The following is a 17,154-nucleotide window of genomic DNA, read 5'->3' as shown; positions in this document are numbered from 1 at the left end:
GCGCCAGGCCGCGTGCCGCCGGCTCTGGCGACACGGGCGCTGCACCTCGATGGTTCGTCACGCCCCGCGTTGCGTCACCCGATGCCACACCGGGCGGTAGCAGTCAGCCCTTCTTCGCCTTGCCGAAACCCGGGCCCTTGCGCACGGCCTTGGTCTTCGGCGCCTCGCTGTCGATCCAGTTGCCCAGGCGCGACGGCTTGCCACCCTTGGCGCCGGCCTGGGGCTCCTTGGGTTTCTTCGGCTTCTTGGGTTTTTTCAGGATGGCGCCGGTGGCGTCGGTCTGCGGCACCCGGTGGTCAGGGACGAAGCCGGGCTCGTCGCGGCGCTGCAGGGTCTGCTTGATCAGCACTTCGATGGCCGAGAGCAGCTGCACCTCGTCGGCGCAGACCAGGGAGATGGCCTCGCCGGTGGCGCCGGCACGCCCGGTGCGGCCGATGCGGTGCACGTAGTCCTCGGCCACGATGGGCAGGTCGAAGTTGACCACCAGCGGCAGGTCGTCGATGTCCAGGCCACGGGCCGCGACATCGGTGGCGACGAGGATCTGCACCTCGCCGGCCTTGAAGCGCTCCAGCGCGCGCAGGCGCGAGGGCTGCGGCTTGTCGCCGTGGATGGCATCGGCGGAAACGCCAGTGCGCTGCAGGTCATCCACCAGTTCGTCGACCCCCTTGCGCGTCTTGACGAACACCAGCACCTGGCCCCAGCGCCGCTCCTGCAGCAGGTGCAGGAACAGCTCGGACTTGCGCTTCTTGTCGACGGTGATCAGCCACTGCCTGACGCTGCGCGCGGCGGCGTTGCGCGGGCTGACCTCGATGGACAGCGGGTCGCGCAGCAGTTCGCGGGCCATCTGGCGGATGGCGTCGGAGAAGGTGGCGGAGAACAGCAGGGTCTGGCGGCGGCGCGGCAGGGCGGAGAAGACGTCGTCCAGCTCGCGGGAGAAGCCGAGGTCGAGCATGCGGTCGGCCTCGTCCAGCACCAGCGCCTGGAGCTGGTTGAACTTGACCGCGTTCTGCCGGTACAGGTCGAGCAGGCGCCCGGGGGTGGCCACCAGCACGTCGATGCCCTTGCGCAGCTTCATCATCTGCGGGTTGATGCTGACCCCGCCGTACACCGCGTAGGTGCGCAGCGGCAGGTTCTGCCCGTAGACGCGGAAGCTCTCGTGGACCTGCTCGGCCAGCTCGCGGGTGGGCACCAGCACCAGGGCGCGCACCGAGTTGGCGGCCACCTGCGGGCCTTCCATGGTCAGGCGCTGCAACAGCGGCAGGGCGAAGCCGGCGGTCTTGCCGGTGCCGGTCTGCGCCGCGGCCATCAGGTCGCGGCCCTTGAGCACGGCGGGGATCGCCTCGGCCTGCACCGGCGATGGGGTCTTGTAGCCGAGCGTGTCGAGCGCGCGCAGCAGGGGGTCGATCAGGCCAAGGGAAGCGAAGGTCATGGGGGCGGAACCGGAGGTGGAAAAGGCGCAATTCTATCAGGCCGCCGCAAAACTACCTGCGTCGCCGTCGCCCGGGTTCCGGCCTCCCGTCAGCTCGTCTGCTGCAGCGCGGGCTCCTTGGGCTTGCGCCACTGCGGCAGGCCGATCAGCACCACGGCGCTGATGATCACCAGCATCGCCAGGCCTTCCTCGCCACCGATGTGCTCGCCGGCGAAGAGCACGCCGAGCAGTACCGCCACCACCGGGTTGACGTAGGCGTAGCTGGTGGCCGCCGCCGGGCGCACGTTCTTCAACAGGTAGAGGTAGGAGCTGAAGGCGATGATCGAGCCGAACACCACCAGGTAGGCCAGGGCCGCCCAGCCGGCGGGGGTGGGCAGGCTCTCCATGCGCTCGCCGCTCAGGGCGCTGCCCAGCAGCAGCGCGACGCCACCGGCGAGCATCTCCACGGCGCTGGCCATGGGGCCGGCGGGCAGCGGCAGGTGCTTGCTCCACATGGAGCCGAAGGACCAGCTGGCGGCAGCGAAGATGATCAGGACGGCACCCAGCGGGCTGGCCTGGAGGTTGGAGCCGAGGTTGAGCAGGCCGATGCCGATCAGCCCGAGCACGATGCCGGCCCATTCCAGGCGCGTGGTGCGCTGGCCCCAGATGAGGCCGAACAGCAGGGCGAACAGCGGCACCGTGGCCACCGCCAGGGCGGCGACGCCGGAGGCCACGCCCAGGTGCTCGGCCAGGGTCACGCCGCCGTTGCCGCAGCTGAGCAGCAGCACGCCGACCATCGCACCGGCCTTCCACTCGCGCAGGGTCGGCATGGGCGCGCCGCGCCAGCGCAGCCAGGCGAACATCAGGCTGCCGGCGATGACGAAGCGCACGCCGGCCATGAGCAGCGGCGGCCAGGATTCGACGCCGATGCGGATCGCGAGGTAGGTGGACCCCCAGATGATGTAGAGGGCGAAGAAGGCGCCGATCAGCAGGAGGGGAAAACGTTGCGCAGGCATGGGGGGCTCGACGATCCGGTTGGCAGGGTGTTTATTCTATGCAAGGCATGACAGGGAAAATAAGCGATGAAACCTGCTTCAATGGCCCCTTAACTTTTGAATCAACGCTAATAAGCGCTATTTGCCTTTTTTCCTAAATACCCTGCGTGGAGACCACCGATGGACAAATACGACCGCCTGCTGCTCTCGGCGCTGATGGAGAACGGCCGCGCTTCGTTCGCCGAACTGGCGCGCCGGGTCAACCTCTCGCCCCCGGCCGTGGCCGACCGCGTGGCCAAGCTGGAGGCCAGCGGCGTGATCACCGGTTACCACGCCGCCGTCGACCCGGCGAAGATCGGCCTGCCGATCGAATGCGTGATCGAGCTGCGCCTCGCCGATCATGATTCCAAGCGCGCCCTGGAGGCCCTGGAGAAGATCCCGCAGATTTCCCTCTGCCACCGCATCACCGGCGACGCCTGCGTGCTGATGAAGGCCGCCGTGGCGACCATGCCGGAGCTGCAGGACCTGATCGACCGCCTCAGCCAGTACGGCGCGAGCAAGACCTCGCTGATCCTCTCCACCCCCTTCGAGCGACGCATCCCGGCTGAACTGCAGGTGCACGGCGGGAAGGTCGAGGCGTTGCGCAAGGTGTGAAGATGGTCCAGCCGCCGCAAATGTCGGGTTGCACCCGACCTGCAGGCTGCGCGATCCCTGCAGGGGCGAATTCGTTGGCGCTGTCTGCGTTAAGTGTTGCTAGCAGATTTGGAGCCCGGTTGATTGCCGAGCTTTGCCGAGGTTTTCTGTTTCGCCTTGCCGGGCGAGTTTCTTTTGGCAGTCGCCCCAAAAGAAACCAAAAGGGCTTGCCCCTCCATACGGGTCTGGCTGAAGCCAGACTTCCCTCGCTCCATCATCATTTCAGGGGCACGGCGTAACGGGCCATCCATGGCCCGGTACGCCTTTCGCGACATCCATGTCGCTCAACCCCTGAAACGACGATTGCGCTCGGCCTCCTGAAAGGGGCGTTTGGCCGCTGCTCCAACTTCGAGGCTCACGACTTCACATTGATGTGCGCATCACCACCGGGTGGACGCCGTGGCTGGCGGCTTTCGTAGGAGGGTGTAGAGCGAAGCGAAACCCATGCGGTGGGCGTGCCAGCAATTCAGAAAAGCCCTGAAAGCACCGTTCTTGAACCTTTTCGTTGAATCCACAACAGCTAATGCAGACAGAGCCAATTCATTCGCCAAGCAGGCCGCAGGGCTGCCACCACAGGTTCCCCCGGACGCATCACCGCATGGGACTGCGTAGGTGGGTGCCGAGCCAAGCGAGGCCCAACGGTGCTGGGTCGGGGTCTGCTGCGTTGGGCTTCGTACCTCAGCCCAACCTACATCGCACCTACAACCGCTTGAGCCCACCTACAAACGCTTCAGCGCCTCCAGGATCTTCGCGGCAGGGACTTTCTGCAGGCGGCAGAACAGCTCGTGGCTCACCTGGCGCACACCGTGGCGTTCGCGCAGGCGGTCGGCGATGTGCAGGGTGAGGTTGGCCGCCATCTCGGCATCGGCCATGGCGCGGTGGGCCTGGCCGGTGTCGGGCAGGCGCGCCCAGCGGTTGAGGGTGCCGAGCTTGTGGTTGGGCGCCTCCGGCAGCAACCGGCGCGACAGCAGCAGCGAGCAGGCGAAGGCCTGCCGGCGACGGCGTCCCAGGCGTGCCAGTTCGGCGTCCCAGAACTTCTGGTCGAAGGAGGCGTTGTGCGCCAGCAGGGGAATGTCGCCGACGAAGTCCGCCACCTCCCCCATCACCTGCGCCGTCGGCGGGGCGGCACGGACCATGGCGTTGCTGATGCCGGTGAGGCTCTCGATGAAGGGCGGCACCCAGACGCCGGCGTTCATCAGGCTCTGGTAGCGGTCGACGATGCGGCCCTGGTCGAGGATGACGACGCCTATCTCGGTGGCGCGGCAGTTGTCCCCCGGCGTGACGCCGGTGGTTTCGAAGTCGATGACGGCGATGGGGTCCACGGGGTTTCCACTGTTCTGCAGGGGCGGCGGGCTGTCACTTGAGCAGCAGGCCGCCCTCGATGGGTACGTAGCGGCTGGCGGCGCGCACCAGCGATTGAGCGGTGAGGCCCGGCACGCCATAGGCGACGGCCTCGACGCCACGGTCGCGGACGCGGTCGAGCAGCAGGTCGAAGTCGCCATCGCCGGAGGCCAGGACGATCTCGTCCACCCGCGCGGCGGCGTCGAGGATGTCGATGGTGATGCCCACGTCCCAGTCGCCCTTGGCCGAGCCATCGGCGCGCTGGATGAAGGGCTTGAGCTTCACGGTGAAGCCGAGGTTGCGCAGGATCTGCTGGAACTGCTGCTGGCGGGCATCGCCCCGGTCGATGGCGTAGGCATAGGCCTCGACGATCTCGCCACGGGCGGCGATGTCCTTCCACAGCGCGGTGTAGTTGAAGTGACAGCCATAGGCCTGGCGCACCGTGTAGTAGAGGTTCTGGACATCGGCGAACACTGCGATCTTCTTCACCGGGTTTCCTCGGGGTGGCGGGCGTGGGTTTCTGGCTGCGAAAAAACGTAGGCGAGGCCGCCAGCGCAAGGCAGGAACAGGCGAAAAAAGCGGAGTCTACACGCTGTAGATGAGCATTCTTGAGCCTGTTCCTAATGCAGCGATGGCAACGCAGGTAGTTTTTCGAAGGTCTGCTAGAGTCGGCGCACAGTATGCCAGCCCCGAGGAAAGGACACTCGACATGCCGCTGAACGACCCACTCCACTCGCCTCCCGCCCTGATCATCATCGACATGCAGCAGGGCATCGCCCGCGTCGCCACGCCACGTAACAACCCCCAGGCCGAAGGGCGCATCGCCGCCCTGCTCGCCCACTGGCGCGGGCAGGGCTGGCCGCTGGTGCACGTGCGCCACATGTCCCGCGAGCCAGGCTCGGTGTTCGCCCCGGGGCAGGACGGCGCACTGTTCCAGCCGGAGCTGGCCCCCAGGCCGGACGAGCAGGTGCTGGAGAAGAACGTCACCGACGCCTTCACCCACAGTGCACTGGAACGCTGGCTGCACGTGCGCGGCATCCGTCGCGTGGTGATCACCGGGGTCGCCAGCGAGAACTCGGTGGAAGCCACTGCGCGCAGCGCCAGCAACCTGGGCTTCGCCACCACCGTGGTGGCCGACGCCTGCTACACCTTCGCCAAGGCCGACTGGTCGGGCCGCCCGCGCAGCGCCGAGGAGGTGCACGACATGGCCATGGCCAACCTCGCCGGCGAGTACGCCGAGGTGCTGGAGAGCGAGGCCCTGCTGGCCGGGCTGATGTCGTGATCCTCGCCCGGCGGCGCCTTGGAGAGGGCGCGCGGCATCGACTAGAGTTGCTTCACAGCCCTGCATTCCTATGGCGCCGTCAATGAATCCCCTGCTCCTGCTGCGCGACTCCTGGTATTTCTTCAGCCGCCACTTCGGCCCGATCGCCTCGCTCTGCCTGCCGGTGATCCTGCTCGAGGCACTGGCCCTGCAGGTGGCCTCGGCCTGGCTGGGCGAGGCCTCGTCGTCGGCTTCCGACCTGCTTATCCGCCTGGTGTTCTACCCCCTCTATACCGGCGCGCTGATCGTCTTCCTCGACAGCCGCAGCAGCCGCGTCAACCTGAAGAAGAAGCAGATCTGGGGCCTGGCCCTGTTGCGCTGGCCGTCCTTCGCGGTGCTCGCGGCCTTCAGCACGCTGCTGATCATGCTCGGGGCTTCGCTGCTGATCCTGCCGGGGCTGTGGATCATGAGCCGGCTGGTATTCGCCGAGTACCTGCTGGTGCTGGACGGCCTGACACCGATGGAGGCGATGAAGGAGAGCTTCCGCATGAGCGATGGCCATTTCCTCACCATCCTCTGCTGCATCCTGCTGGCGATGGGGCCGGTGTGGGCCTTCGAGTGGTGGGCCTATGGCGAGCTGGGCGAGCGCCCGGACAGCGTCGCCAGCGTCTTCGTCGACTGCCTGGACGGCTTCCTGCAGCTGTTCACCTGCGTCTTGATATTCCGCCTGTTCAGCCTGCTCGGGGAGCCCGCAGCGGAACGCTGAAACCCGGCTAGTCTTGTCGGGGCCATCGCACAGGGAGATCCATTCCATGGCCGAAAACCCCAGCATCCTGTCCCATATCTCGCTCGGCACCAACGACTTCGAACGGGCCGTGGCCTTCTATGACAAGGTCCTGCCGGCCCTCGGTTGCCGGCGCCTCATGGAGCACCCCGGCGCCGTGGCCTATGGCCGCCTGTACCCGGAGTTCTGGGTGCAGAAACCCATCGACGGCAGGCCCGCCAGCATCGGCAACGGCACCCACGTCGGTTTCTTCGCAGCCGACCAGGCAGCGGTCCAGGCGTTCTACCAGGCCGCCCTGGACGCAGGCGGCACCTCCGACGGCGAGCCAGGGCCGCGTGCCGAATACGGCGCGCCCTACTTCGGCTGCTTCGTCCGCGACCCCGACGGCCACAAGATCGAGGCCGCCTTCTGGGACCTGGCCCTGGACTGCGAACTGGTGGTCGAGCCGCACACTCACTGAGACTCGGGCTGGTAGCGCCTGGCCGCCTCTTTCACCCAGCCCTCGTCGAGCATCTGCTGCAGGGCGCTGGCGATCCTGTCCTTCTCCTCGGCCAGCGCGTGCTGGCGGGTGAAGCCGATGTACAGCTCGGTGCGGGTATCGGGCTGGTAGCCGGTCCTGACGATGCGCCCGGCCAGGCGCGGATCGCGCAGCTCGTAGTCCACCTGGCAATCGGTGCCGATCACCAGTTGCAGGCGCCCGCGCAGGAGCATTTCCAGCAGTTGCTGCTCGTTGCTGACCCCGGACTTGTGCAGGCCGGCATCGGAATCGAAGGGCTGGAAGTAGGCCGATTCCAGCACGTAGCCGATGGTGGGCCCGCGCAACTGCTCGTAGCGGGTGATGCGCCTGGCCAGTTCCGGCGTGCCATACAGCCGTGGCGCGCAGGCGTAGTAGGGAGTGGGCAGGTAGTCGATGTAGCGCTCGCGCTCGGGGGTGCGCGCGAGGCCGGTCATCAGGTCCGCCGAGCCGCTCTGCAACGCGGCCAGCCCGCGTGCCCAGGGCGCCCGTTGCACGTCGAAACGCAGGCCCGTGCGCCGCGCGATCTCGTTCAGCAGGTCGATGTCCAGCCCGTGCAGCGCACCGCCCTCGCCTTCCATGCGGAACGGCGGCCAGTAGTCGGTCATCACCCGCAGCGGCGGGCGCTCCTCGGCACTGGCGCAGGTGATGCCGAGCAGCAGCCACAGAAGACCGGACAGCAACGCGCCGGCACGACCGCTGCCGGGCGATGCCGCGGGACTGGCTAACGACTGGCGATGCATGCCTGCTCCTGGAAGTCGGGACCGAGGGGTTGATCCTGCAAGACCCTTGCCGATCTGGGTGCCGGGCATGTTAGGGCAACCCGAAGGATGCGCAAACCAGGGTGCCCGACCCGTGTTGCGGTCCGTCGCGACAGAACAAGAATAGCGTCGCTGGCATCATCCAGCCGCCTCGCTTGCGCACGCGTTTGGGCCGGGCCGTGCGCTCAGGTATGCTCGCCCATTCCCTGACCCAGCCAAGCACCGTTCCAGCCGATGCCCCCTTTACTGCGCCGCCTCCTGCTCTGCCTGCTGATCGTCGCCGTCGCCCTGGTCGCGCTGGTCTACAGCCTGACCTGGCACCCCGCCCCGCGCGAGGAGGAGCCCGTGGCCTGCGTCGCCGAGGCGCCCCTGCTGCAACCCGGCCAGGCGCTGAAGGTGATGACCTGGAACGTGCAGTACCTGGCCGGCAAGCGCTACGTCTTCTACTACGACCTGCCCGACCGCGAAGGCCCGGACGAGCGCCCGACGCCGGCGGACATCGCCTACAGCCTCGACGAGGTGGTGCGCGTGCTGCGCGACGAGCAGCCGGACCTGGTGTTCCTCCAGGAGCTGGACGAAGGCGCCCGCGCCACCGACTACCAGGACCAGCTGGCGCTGCTGCGCGAGCGCCTCGCCGATGTCTACCCGTGCAGCACCCAGGCCTTCTACTGGAAAGCCGCCTTCGTGCCGCGAGCGCACATCCTCGGCAGCGTCGGCAGGAAGCTGGGCACCCTCAGCCGCGTGCGCATCGACAGTGCCGAGCGCCTGCAACTGCCCCTGGCGGAGGGTGACCTGCTGCACCGCCCCTTCGAACGCAAGCCGGCGCTGCTGGTGAGCTACCTACCGGTGCGCGACGGCGGCCGCTTGGCGGCGATCAACACCCACCTCGATGCCTGGACGCCCGGCCAGGACACCGCGCAGCGCCAGCTGGCGATGACCCGCAGCCTGCTCGACGAGCTGGAACGCGACCGCACGCCCTGGGTGCTGGGTGGCGACTTCAACCAGCTGCCGCCCGGCCAGTACCTGCGCCTGGACGCCGTGCAGCGCAGCCGCTTCGCCCGCGACAGCGAGCTGGAGGCGCTGGCGACCTACCCGAGGGTGCCCGCCGCCGAGGAAACCGATGGCACCGAGCGCGCGCTCTGGTTCACCCAGTTCCCCAACGACCCGCGGGTGTCGGGGCCGGACCGCACCGTCGACTACCTGTTCCACAGCCCACGGCTGACGCGGATCGATGCGCGGGTGCGGCAGGGCGATACGTTGCGCATCTCCGACCACCTGCCATTGATCGGCCGGTTCCTGCTGCCGCCGGTGCACTGAGGTTCGGCTGAATCGGGCGTTTGTCGCCCCCCACCCTTCGCCGCTCATTTCGGGTATCGGGTACGCCTCCTATTCCCGGTGCGCGCAGCACACCCTACGGCGGGGCTTCGTGCTCTGCGCAGGATGAGATGGGCTGTTCTTTGTAGGGGCGACTTCAGTCGCCAGGCAGCGCGCAGCGCTGCCAGCTTCGTGGGAGCGAATTCATTCGCGATCAGACGTTCAGGCCTGTTGCCTCGCGCCTCGCCGACGCCTCCTGCGGTCCGCGATGCACCTCCGCGGCCCACAACTGACTCAGGTCAGGGCCCGCTTCGCGGCAAGCGGCATGATCGGCGACGGGCCTCGTGCCCCTCGCCATCCGCCGTCCGGGAGCCCGCCATGCATTTCCTGCTGCTCAAGTTCATCCACCTGACCGCCGCCGCCTTCTTCATCGGCGGGGTGTTCTTCGAAGTGATGATCCTCAGCCGCGCCACCCCGGTGCTGGAGGCCGAGCCACGCGAGCGGCTTTCCAGGGCATTGGGGCAGCGGGCGCGCCGGGTGATGCACTGGGTGGTACTGGCGCTGTTCGGCGCCGGGCTGGGGCTGGCCTGGCACTACCGCGCGGCGCTGCACGCGCCCCTGGCCAGCAGCTTCGGCACCTTGCTGATGCTGAAGATCATCCTGGCGCTGAGCATCCTCGGGCACTTCCTGCTGGTGGTGGTGCTGATGCGCAGCGGGCGGATGACGCCACAGCGCTCGCGGCGCATCCACATCAGCGTGCTGCTGCACATGCTCGGCGTGATCTTCCTCGCCAAGGCGATGTTCCTGATCAGCTGGTGAGCCCGGCGCTCAGCGACGCGGCTTGGCCCGGGCGGTGGGCTCGGCGATCAGCGGGTCGTCCGGCCAGTAGTGCTTCGGGTAGCGGCCCTTGAGGTCCTTCTTCACCTCGGCATAGGTATTGGCCCAGAAGCTGGCCAGGTCCTGGGTCACCTGCACGGGGCGGCGCGCGGGGGACAGCAGGTGCAGTTTGACCACCTGGCGGCCCTCGGCGATGCGGGGCGTGTCGGCCAGGCCGAAGAGCTCCTGCAGGCGTACCGCGAGCACGGGCGTGTCTTCGCTGTAGTCGAGGCGGATGGCCGAGCCCGACGGCACGGTGATCGCGCGCGGTGCCAGTTCGTCGAGGCGCTGGGGCAGCGGCCAGGGCAGCAGGCCGGCGAGGATGCCCGGCAGGTCCAGGGCGGAAAAATGGCTGAGGCGGCTGACCTTGCCCAGCCAGGGCGCGAGCCAGTCTTCCAGGGAGTCGAGCAGCGCGGCGTCGGACAGGTCCGGCCAGTCACTGCTGCCCTGCCGCGCCAGGTCGAGGCGCCGCAGCAGCGCCACGCGGGCCTGCCACTGGCGCAGCTCGGGCGTCCAGTTCAGTAATTCCAGGCCCTTGCGCCGCACCAGGGCGACCAGTGCGCGGGTGCGGGCGTCTTCGTCCAGGCTGGCCAGGGGCTCGCGGTCCAGCACCAGCTCGCCGATGCGCCGCTGGCGCTCGGCCCGCAGCACGCCTTCGCGTTCGTCCCAGTCCAGCAGGTCCAGCACGCTGAGCTGTTCGGCGAGGGGGCCGTCGAACAGCGTCGGGTCGAGGTCGGCGGCCAGGTAGATGCGCTCCTCGCGCTGGCCCTGGCGGCTGCCCAGGTCGGCGACCACCAGCCAGGGCTCCTTCATCAATGCATCGGGCTCGGCGAAGAGCGCCGCGCGGCCATTGGCCAGGCGGTATTCGGCGCCACCGGGGCGGCGCTGCTGGGCGATGCGGTCGGGGTAGGCGAAGGCCAGCAGGCAGCCGAGCCAGCGCGGGTGCTCGGCATCGGCCACCGCTTCGGTGGCGCCGCCGCGCAGGTAGGAACGGAACTGCCGGGCCAGTTGGCGGGCCCGTTGCACCCCGCCCTTGGCGCCACGGGCGGCTCCGGCCTCGCCGCTGAGCAGGGCGATGCGGCTGTGCAGGTCGGCGCCGCCGCCACGGAGGATGTCGCGCTCGCCGAGCAGCGCGGCCAGGTCGCAGGCCAGGGCGCCGAGCCCGAGCGCCTGCCCGCGCAGCAGCAGGTGGGCGATGCGTGGGTGCGCCGGCAGCTCGGCCATGGCCTGCCCGTGGGCAGTGAGCGCCAGGCCGCCATCGCCGCGCGGGGCCAGGGCTCCCAGGCGACGCAGCAGGTCGCGGGCCTGGGCATGGGCGGCGGCGGGCGGCGGGTCGAGCCAGGCCAGCTCGCCGGGCTCCACGCCCCAGCGCGCCAGCTGCAGGGCCAGGCCGGCGAGGTCGGCCTGGAGGATCTCGGCGCTGCCGTGGGCGGCGAGCTGCTGGTGCTGTGCCTCGGACCACAGGCGATAGCAGACGCCGGCCTCCAGGCGCCCGGCGCGGCCGGCGCGCTGGGTGGCGGAGGCACGGGAGATGCGCTGGGTGTCGAGGCGGGTCATGCCGCTGGCGGGGTCGAAACGGGGTACGCGCTCGAGGCCCGCATCCACCACCACGCGCACGCCGTCGATGGTCAGGCTGGTCTCGGCGATGTTGGTGGCCAGCACCACCTTGCGCTTGCCGGCAGGCGCGGGCTCGATGGCGGCGCGCTGGGCGGCGAGGTCGAGCTCACCGTGCAGCGGGCAGAGCAGGATGTCGTCGCGCCCCTGCAACTGCTCGCCGAGCTGTTCGGCGACGCGGCGGATCTCGGCCTGCCCGGGGAGGAACACGAGCAGGCTGCCGGGCTGTTCGGCGAGTGCCTGGAGCACTGTCTGCAGCACGCGGGGCTCGATGTACTCGCCGCTCTGGTGAGGCCGCCCCCAGTGGATATCCACCGGGAACATGCGCCCTTCGCTGCGCACCACCGGGGCCTCGTCGAGCAGGCTGGAAAGGCGCTCGCCCTCCAGGGTGGCGGACATCAGCAACACCTTCAGCGGCGGTTCGTCACGCAGAAGCGCACGACCGTTGAGGGTCAGCGCCAGGGCCAGGTCGGCATCCAGGCTGCGTTCACGCATTTTGCCATTCGCATGTAGTTATCATTAGATACCTAAACCCAGCAAATACGGGGCCCTCAACCCAAAAGCAAGGACAAGAATTCGTTGACAATCATCAGCAGCACCCTGTTCTTACCCAACTATCCATTCCGAAAAATCTCGGAGCCCCTAGCCAAGGCATTTCAAGCCCACGCGTCGTCGGAGTTGATTAACGTTCCGTTGAAGCTGCTCGAGTGCTACCTCCAACTAATCGAGGCAGAACTCTCCTACGTCCATCTGTCGAGTCGAAGCTGCGAGCCGATCATCATCGGTTTTGTCGGTGCATTGCGATCAAGTACTTTGACCAATAGCAAAGAGCCTGTTCGAATTCGCTGGGCTCGACGTTTCTTAGAAACACTTACAAGTCTGCGCAACGAAATTCCAGGCATGCCCGACTTCGACTATTTGATGGCCGACCTCAGAGAAGGGAATGAAATCTGGAATTCCCAGCAGAAAATATTGAACCCATTGGCCTTGCGGTATTGGAACGGATGGCAAGTCGACTCTCTAAAAGGAGTACCAAGCTTTCTCGCGCTGGGAGAACTATGGCACTCCCATGGCCCTGAGTTTACAGAAGAGTACTACCGGACATGGAAGACTTTTTCAGCCAAGCAAGCAAGATGCAACATCACATTGTGCAACAAGCTGGCCAGCTATTTATCGAAGAACTATTTGAAGTGGCCAACTACAACCTTCCAAAACCCAGAAAATCTAAAATCATTCTTCCTGCACTTCATGAAGGAGTACTTCTTAACTGCATATAGAGAAAATCTAAATATACCAACCCAGATAAAAACGTGGAACAGGTTTATATCGAACTGCGAAGAGGCCTTTATACAATCAGGAGTTTGGGCAACCCCTTTTGGGGATGGACTACCACGCCCCATCCGCCCCAAACAACACCGAGCGCAAACAAGAGTTTCCGTATCTGACGAGGGTGTGGAAATTCATGAAAAACTTATCACTAGAGTCCCTCTCGAAATAACTGATAACGAGGCAATAGAAATATTATTCAAAAGCATCCACAAAGACATCGAAACCGTAAAATCCTGGGCAACAGAACAAGCCAATGAACTTTACTCGAGAGTCCAACTCCGAATACTCGCAGCCACACGGATAAACCCCTCAGAAATCAAACCTCGAAAAGGATGGCAGCGCCGGAGTTACGATCACGAATCAATTTGCGCAATTTTTCAAAGAAACGGCTTTCCATCCTCGCGCATGGACTTCGAACACCAATACGGACACACCATACTATCTGCTGATGTAGCAAATATACTTGGACTTCCGGCTGCCGGCACTCTTTATCCCTACCAATGCTTACTGGTAGCAGAGCACAACGAGATCACAGAATCTTTCCTTAAGAATTTTCGTTTATATGACGATAAAGGTAGAAGATCCGGCCTTGTAAAAACCGACACCGGGTATCAGCTGGTCGGATTCAAGGATAGAAGAGGGGGAAGGCAAAGCGAGCAGAAAATTCAACTAAACGCGAACTCAACAAAACGAATCCTCGAAGTAATAAAGATCACAGCACCGTTAAGAAAATATCTCAAGGGAATTGGCGACAGCCGATGGAAGGAATTATTCCTGACCTGCGGAAAGGGTTTCGGTCACCCGCGGAGCGCTGTAATTCCGACTTGGAACAAAGCACTATTCGATAAACACACACGGATTTTTGAACGACTTGAACAACAATTTTCAAATCATACGCACTTGAGGGGTACTGAACTAAAAAATTTTTTATCTCGAGTCACCCTTTCTAGCCTTCGGGCCTCATGCGGGGTAGAGGTATATTTAAAAACCCAAAGTGTCGAAGCCATGTCCAAAGCGCTCGGACACGCAAACCACGATAGCCTGCAACTTTCTCACTATCTACCGGAGTCAATACTGGCCTTCTTCCAAGCCCGCTGGATAAGAATTTTTCAGCGCAGCTTAATCTGTGACGCGATGAAAGATAGCAGCTTCCTCATAGAGGCCGCAGACTTCGAGACAATGGAAGAGTTAAACCTATTCCTTAAGAACCATGCACTAAAAGACATCCCTGACCACCTGATAAACCCAGAGAACACTCAAACAACTGAACCCTATTCAGCGAATCAGTACTCAGAGGTCTACATCTCAGTGGATCCGGGAATAATGACCGCCCTCCTATCGTTAGAGAAAGCAGTAGCTACAGCGGAACGCCCCGAAGAAGTGACAGGAGTAGCACGATACTGGGCAGATCTAACGAAGGCCGTTGTTGCCGAGATCAGAAGGGATAATGACGCACTACTGAAAGACCATCTTTATGTCGCCGAACAGAGGTGCAACCCCCACAGAATGGAGAAGTTGATATATGAATGTTGAATTACCAGCAGAGCTAGATTTCATAAAAACGTTCTACACCGACCCTAGGACAGAATACAAAAAATCAAGTTGGCTGCTGAGTGATTTCGACTCACACATATGGAAATATGATTTCAACTTCGCGACCCCCAATACGATCAACTGGGACATCACATTAGACGACGAAACTTCTCTGCTTGCCCCAAAAAACAAGCCATTACTAGACGGGCTAAAGTATTTTTTAACTACATCCACACGTTCTGTTCGAGGATCGGCGATCGAACTAGGTTCACCAGCCGCACAGATGACGATGTTTAACAGAGCCATTCACGTTGCCGATTACATTCTTCTGAACGCAAAAGAATATCAGCTATCTAGATTCGGATTGGCTGGCATCAACAGCCATCATATGAAGAGAATGCTAGACGTCTTCTCAAGCGCCAACGGCTCGGAAGAGTCGGTTTACGAGTGGACCAAGACTATCAGCAAATTTTGTATAAGTTTAATAAACGCTTCCAGCTCTATCGAACTCGATAGCACTCTAGATCAATATCCACGAATGCGGATTGTGACTGACGAACAACTGGATGAGCATTACCTGGAAATACCCTTTGATTTAATACCTCATGCAAGAGCCGCCTTACATTTGCATGGGTATTATAAAAAAAAATCAACTGTTGGAGTCCGTACCCCTAACACCTTGCAGCTAGCGAAATCGCTTTATGCCAACACACTGAAAGGCGGGCATCTAAGACTAAAAACATTAAGCTCATTAGAATTCCATACTGATAATGAGCGAGAAATAATATCGAGAGAGTATCCCGGATCATCCGTCAGGACAGGTGACCATGAAGCAATGACATCCGGTCCATTTCGCGCCTACAGATTTTTAACATACAACCTTGGAATTCTTCATGAAATTGGGCTTCCAGCTCCCGAGGCATCAGAGCTGAAGCAGATACTTGATTATGAACCATCACTCTCTGAAGCTGCTCGGTTTCGGACGCTGCCGTACCCGATAGTGAGAGACGCCTTCAGAAAATCAATCGAGTACCATTTAAAGTATGGGGAACTTCTAATGGAAGGTTTCTGCCGCATGGCAGAGCATTGCACTCTCAATGGAATTGCCCCTACGCAACTTACCAATGGAGAGTTACAAGACATTATGCCCCCTGAGCTTATCGACATGGGCATTAGGAAGCTTGGCCTTGTATGTCAAACGGCGTCTGTTGGGCACGGCGCACTGAGAAAGCAGTCAAATTACTTCATAGAACTCAGAAATAATGCGGGACTGATTGAGTGCTTACGCATATATATTGGATGCGTCCAGATGGTAGTTGGCACAATAATGGCTCGCCGAATAGGAGAAATGCTCGACTTGCACTCGACTGACTGCCTAGATAAAAGCGAAAGATGGTTGATCTTCTTAAATAGAAAAAGCACATCCAACCTGTTCGGCATAAGACAACGCCAAGCACGCCCAATCGAACCCATTGCCGTAAAAATGATTAAAAACTTAATTTCCATGCAGCAGAGGCTTTTAAAAATCGGATTCATAACTGAAATGACAGGCCTCTTTGCACCCCCCGGACTCCTTGGAAATCCCGGGCTTAGCCAGCAAACAATGTATACCTATAATAGAAACCTAGACTTGTTGTGCGACTATTTCGAACTACCACTAAACTCAAAAGGAGAAAGGCACTATATCCGACAACATCAACTTCGACGGTTTTTCTCCATGGTATTCTTCCACTCAAGCAGTTTTGGAGGACTGGAGACACTGCAGTGGATGCTCGGACACACCGACATGCAGCATGTTTGGAATTACATTACTGAGTCCACTGATGGCGCAGTTTTGCGTAGCGCCAAGGCTCAGTTCATAGCAGAAAGTTTGCATAATGGCGACATTACTGCTTACAAAGATCTAGCAGAAATACTCAAGACTCGTTACAACACAGATAATTTCGCTCTAGTAGACACTGCTGAACTCGAAGACGCGATCACTGACATGATAAAGGCAGGGAAAGTCCAGATTGAGCCAGAGTTCTTCACAGACGAAAACGGCCAACATATGCGCGTGGTAGTAAAAATTCAGAGCACAGACTAAATGAAAAAAAACTCCAACCTTGAACCATATGCTAACGCCATATTAATAACCAGTGATCTTTTATGGCTAATCTACCGTAATCCTGACTGCTTTTCCAAAAACGAGATAATCCTAAAGGCTCTCAGAAGCCAAGGAGCGCTAGCCAAGCTCGAGTTCAATTTCGAGGACTCAGGGGCTATAAAGTCAAAACCCCCAATGAGCATCAATACTTTAAAATCTCACGCTAACTTACAGTTCAAGGGGGGATTTAAGGAACTTGATACCCTCCGCCTAGCGGCATTGAGGGCCATTGAAAAGGTCAATAAAAGCAAAGAGCCCACCTCAACAAAACGCACTAAGTCCGGACTTTTGCGACTAGTAACTGAACTAGAGGAGAGTATTGATAAGCAGCGCTGCACCAACATGGTCCTCCTCCAGGGATTAAGCCTGGCAATTAACGAGCTAAGAAATATACGTAGCAATCTAGATCCCGCTCTACTTGAGAAGCGGGCAAGCGATGCCGTTCAGGCACTTATCGCTCTACTGAGCCTCCCTCCAGAACGGCCAAACCCACCTTCCCCTTCTTCCGGGGATGGGCGTGTTACGCGATTGGCGGTGTATCGCAAGTGACAAACCACCCTCGCCAAAAGCTGTTTAAACCACTTA

The 17,154-nt window shown here is 61.9% G+C and carries 14 protein-coding genes and 1 pseudogene; 9 read left to right on the top strand and 6 right to left on the bottom strand.

Annotated features, from left to right (window positions below):
- Positions 1 to 103 precede the first annotated feature (103 nt).
- The gene (locus tag HSX14_RS05295) at positions 104 to 1,429 is read right to left on the bottom strand and encodes an RNA helicase RhlE1 (protein WP_173173580.1); all 1,326 of its coding nucleotides are present in this window, start codon (positions 1,427 to 1,429) and stop codon (positions 104 to 106) included.
- A gap of 89 nt (positions 1,430 to 1,518) precedes the next feature.
- Positions 1,519 to 2,424 carry a drug/metabolite exporter YedA gene (gene yedA, locus HSX14_RS05290; RefSeq protein ID WP_173173583.1) on the bottom strand — a complete coding sequence of 302 codons (906 nt, stop codon included), beginning with the start codon at positions 2,422 to 2,424 and terminating at the stop codon, positions 1,519 to 1,521.
- Positions 2,425 to 2,583: 159 nt separating this feature from the next.
- Between yedA and HSX14_RS05285 the strand changes: the two genes are divergently transcribed.
- Positions 2,584 to 3,057 carry an Lrp/AsnC family transcriptional regulator gene (locus HSX14_RS05285; protein WP_111261469.1) on the top strand — a complete coding sequence of 158 codons (474 nt, stop codon included), beginning with the start codon at positions 2,584 to 2,586 and terminating at the stop codon, positions 3,055 to 3,057.
- Positions 3,058 to 3,815: 758 nt separating this feature from the next.
- On the opposite strand, the gene HSX14_RS05280 is transcribed toward HSX14_RS05285, so the two are convergent.
- Both HSX14_RS05280 and HSX14_RS05275 read right to left on the bottom strand, forming a co-directional pair.
- Positions 3,816 to 4,418 carry a 3'-5' exonuclease gene (locus HSX14_RS05280; RefSeq protein ID WP_173180325.1) on the bottom strand — a complete coding sequence of 201 codons (603 nt, stop codon included), beginning with the start codon at positions 4,416 to 4,418 and terminating at the stop codon, positions 3,816 to 3,818.
- Positions 4,419 to 4,452: 34 nt separating this feature from the next.
- Positions 4,453 to 4,926: a LabA-like NYN domain-containing protein gene (locus HSX14_RS05275; RefSeq protein ID WP_111261471.1), complete on the bottom strand. Its 474-nt coding sequence runs from the start codon at positions 4,924 to 4,926 to the stop codon at positions 4,453 to 4,455.
- Between the two features lie 220 nt (positions 4,927 to 5,146).
- Between HSX14_RS05275 and HSX14_RS05270 the strand changes: the two genes are divergently transcribed.
- The 3 genes from HSX14_RS05270 (at position 5,147) to HSX14_RS05260 (ending at position 6,942) form a co-directional block, all read left to right on the top strand.
- Positions 5,147 to 5,719, top strand: coding sequence for a cysteine hydrolase family protein (locus tag HSX14_RS05270; protein ID WP_173180326.1), 573 nt, complete (start codon positions 5,147 to 5,149; stop codon positions 5,717 to 5,719).
- Between the two features lie 82 nt (positions 5,720 to 5,801).
- The gene (locus HSX14_RS05265) at positions 5,802 to 6,464 is read left to right on the top strand and encodes a YciC family protein (protein ID WP_173180327.1); all 663 of its coding nucleotides are present in this window, start codon (positions 5,802 to 5,804) and stop codon (positions 6,462 to 6,464) included.
- A gap of 46 nt (positions 6,465 to 6,510) precedes the next feature.
- Positions 6,511 to 6,942 carry a VOC family protein gene (locus HSX14_RS05260; protein ID WP_173180328.1) on the top strand — a complete coding sequence of 144 codons (432 nt, stop codon included), beginning with the start codon at positions 6,511 to 6,513 and terminating at the stop codon, positions 6,940 to 6,942.
- Here the strand turns inward: HSX14_RS05260 and HSX14_RS05255 are convergent.
- Entirely contained in the window at positions 6,936 to 7,739 is an 804-nt protein-coding gene (locus HSX14_RS05255; RefSeq protein ID WP_173180329.1) for a substrate-binding periplasmic protein, read from the bottom strand. The genes HSX14_RS05260 and HSX14_RS05255 overlap by 7 nt on opposite strands.
- A gap of 252 nt (positions 7,740 to 7,991) precedes the next feature.
- Here HSX14_RS05255 and HSX14_RS05250 point away from each other — a divergent pair, with 252 nt between their 5' ends.
- Together HSX14_RS05250 and HSX14_RS05245 are read left to right on the top strand one after the other, a co-directional pair.
- The gene (locus HSX14_RS05250; RefSeq protein ID WP_173180330.1) at positions 7,992 to 9,074 is read left to right on the top strand and encodes an endonuclease/exonuclease/phosphatase family protein; all 1,083 of its coding nucleotides are present in this window, start codon (positions 7,992 to 7,994) and stop codon (positions 9,072 to 9,074) included.
- A 375-nt stretch (positions 9,075 to 9,449) separates the two neighbouring features.
- On the top strand, positions 9,450 to 9,890 hold the full coding sequence (locus HSX14_RS05245) for a CopD family copper resistance protein (RefSeq protein ID WP_111261477.1): 441 nt from the start codon (positions 9,450 to 9,452) through the stop codon (positions 9,888 to 9,890).
- A 9-nt stretch (positions 9,891 to 9,899) separates the two neighbouring features.
- Here HSX14_RS05245 and hrpB read toward each other — a convergent pair.
- A pseudogene (hrpB, locus tag HSX14_RS05240) lies at positions 9,900 to 12,059 on the bottom strand (ATP-dependent helicase HrpB); the annotation flags it as partial.
- 402 nt (positions 12,060 to 12,461) lie between these two features.
- Between hrpB and HSX14_RS05235 the strand changes: the two are divergent.
- Genes HSX14_RS05235 through HSX14_RS05225 form a run of 3 tightly spaced genes read left to right on the top strand, consistent with a single transcriptional unit; the run spans position 12,462 to position 17,118 of the window.
- Positions 12,462 to 14,423, top strand: coding sequence for a hypothetical protein (locus tag HSX14_RS05235; RefSeq protein ID WP_173180331.1), 1,962 nt, complete (start codon positions 12,462 to 12,464; stop codon positions 14,421 to 14,423).
- Complete coding sequence (locus tag HSX14_RS05230; RefSeq protein WP_173180332.1) at positions 14,413 to 16,509, top strand: integrase; 2,097 nt, start codon at positions 14,413 to 14,415, stop codon at positions 16,507 to 16,509. The genes HSX14_RS05235 and HSX14_RS05230 overlap by 11 nt, the downstream gene beginning before the upstream one ends.
- Complete coding sequence (locus HSX14_RS05225) at positions 16,510 to 17,118, top strand: hypothetical protein (RefSeq protein WP_173180333.1); 609 nt, start codon at positions 16,510 to 16,512, stop codon at positions 17,116 to 17,118. It begins immediately after the preceding gene.
- Positions 17,119 to 17,154: the final 36 nt, after the last annotated feature.

It is taken from the genome of Pseudomonas tohonis (assembly GCF_012767755.2).
In the GTDB taxonomy this organism is placed as follows: Bacteria; Pseudomonadota; Gammaproteobacteria; order Pseudomonadales; family Pseudomonadaceae; genus Metapseudomonas; species Metapseudomonas tohonis.
This window is presented reverse-complemented; position numbering and strand designations above follow the sequence as displayed.

Excerpts from the sequence above, each read along its gene's own strand:
- HSX14_RS05295 (WP_173173580.1), bottom strand. The coding sequence starts at position 1,429 with ATGACCTTCGCTTCCCTTGGCCTGATCGACCCCCTGCTGCGCGCGCTC.
- yedA (WP_173173583.1), bottom strand. The coding sequence starts at position 2,424 with ATGCCTGCGCAACGTTTTCCCCTCCTGCTGATCGGCGCCTTCTTCGCC.
- HSX14_RS05285 (WP_111261469.1), top strand. The coding sequence starts at position 2,584 with ATGGACAAATACGACCGCCTGCTGCTCTCGGCGCTGATGGAGAACGGC.
- HSX14_RS05270 (WP_173180326.1), top strand. The coding sequence starts at position 5,147 with ATGCCGCTGAACGACCCACTCCACTCGCCTCCCGCCCTGATCATCATC.
- HSX14_RS05265 (WP_173180327.1), top strand. The coding sequence starts at position 5,802 with ATGAATCCCCTGCTCCTGCTGCGCGACTCCTGGTATTTCTTCAGCCGC.
- HSX14_RS05260 (WP_173180328.1), top strand. The coding sequence starts at position 6,511 with ATGGCCGAAAACCCCAGCATCCTGTCCCATATCTCGCTCGGCACCAAC.
- HSX14_RS05255 (WP_173180329.1), bottom strand. The coding sequence starts at position 7,739 with ATGCATCGCCAGTCGTTAGCCAGTCCCGCGGCATCGCCCGGCAGCGGT.
- HSX14_RS05250 (WP_173180330.1), top strand. The coding sequence starts at position 7,992 with ATGCCCCCTTTACTGCGCCGCCTCCTGCTCTGCCTGCTGATCGTCGCC.
- HSX14_RS05245 (WP_111261477.1), top strand. The coding sequence starts at position 9,450 with ATGCATTTCCTGCTGCTCAAGTTCATCCACCTGACCGCCGCCGCCTTC.
- HSX14_RS05235 (WP_173180331.1), top strand. The coding sequence starts at position 12,462 with ATGCCCGACTTCGACTATTTGATGGCCGACCTCAGAGAAGGGAATGAA.
- HSX14_RS05230 (WP_173180332.1), top strand. The coding sequence starts at position 14,413 with ATGAATGTTGAATTACCAGCAGAGCTAGATTTCATAAAAACGTTCTAC.
- HSX14_RS05225 (WP_173180333.1), top strand. The coding sequence starts at position 16,510 with ATGAAAAAAAACTCCAACCTTGAACCATATGCTAACGCCATATTAATA.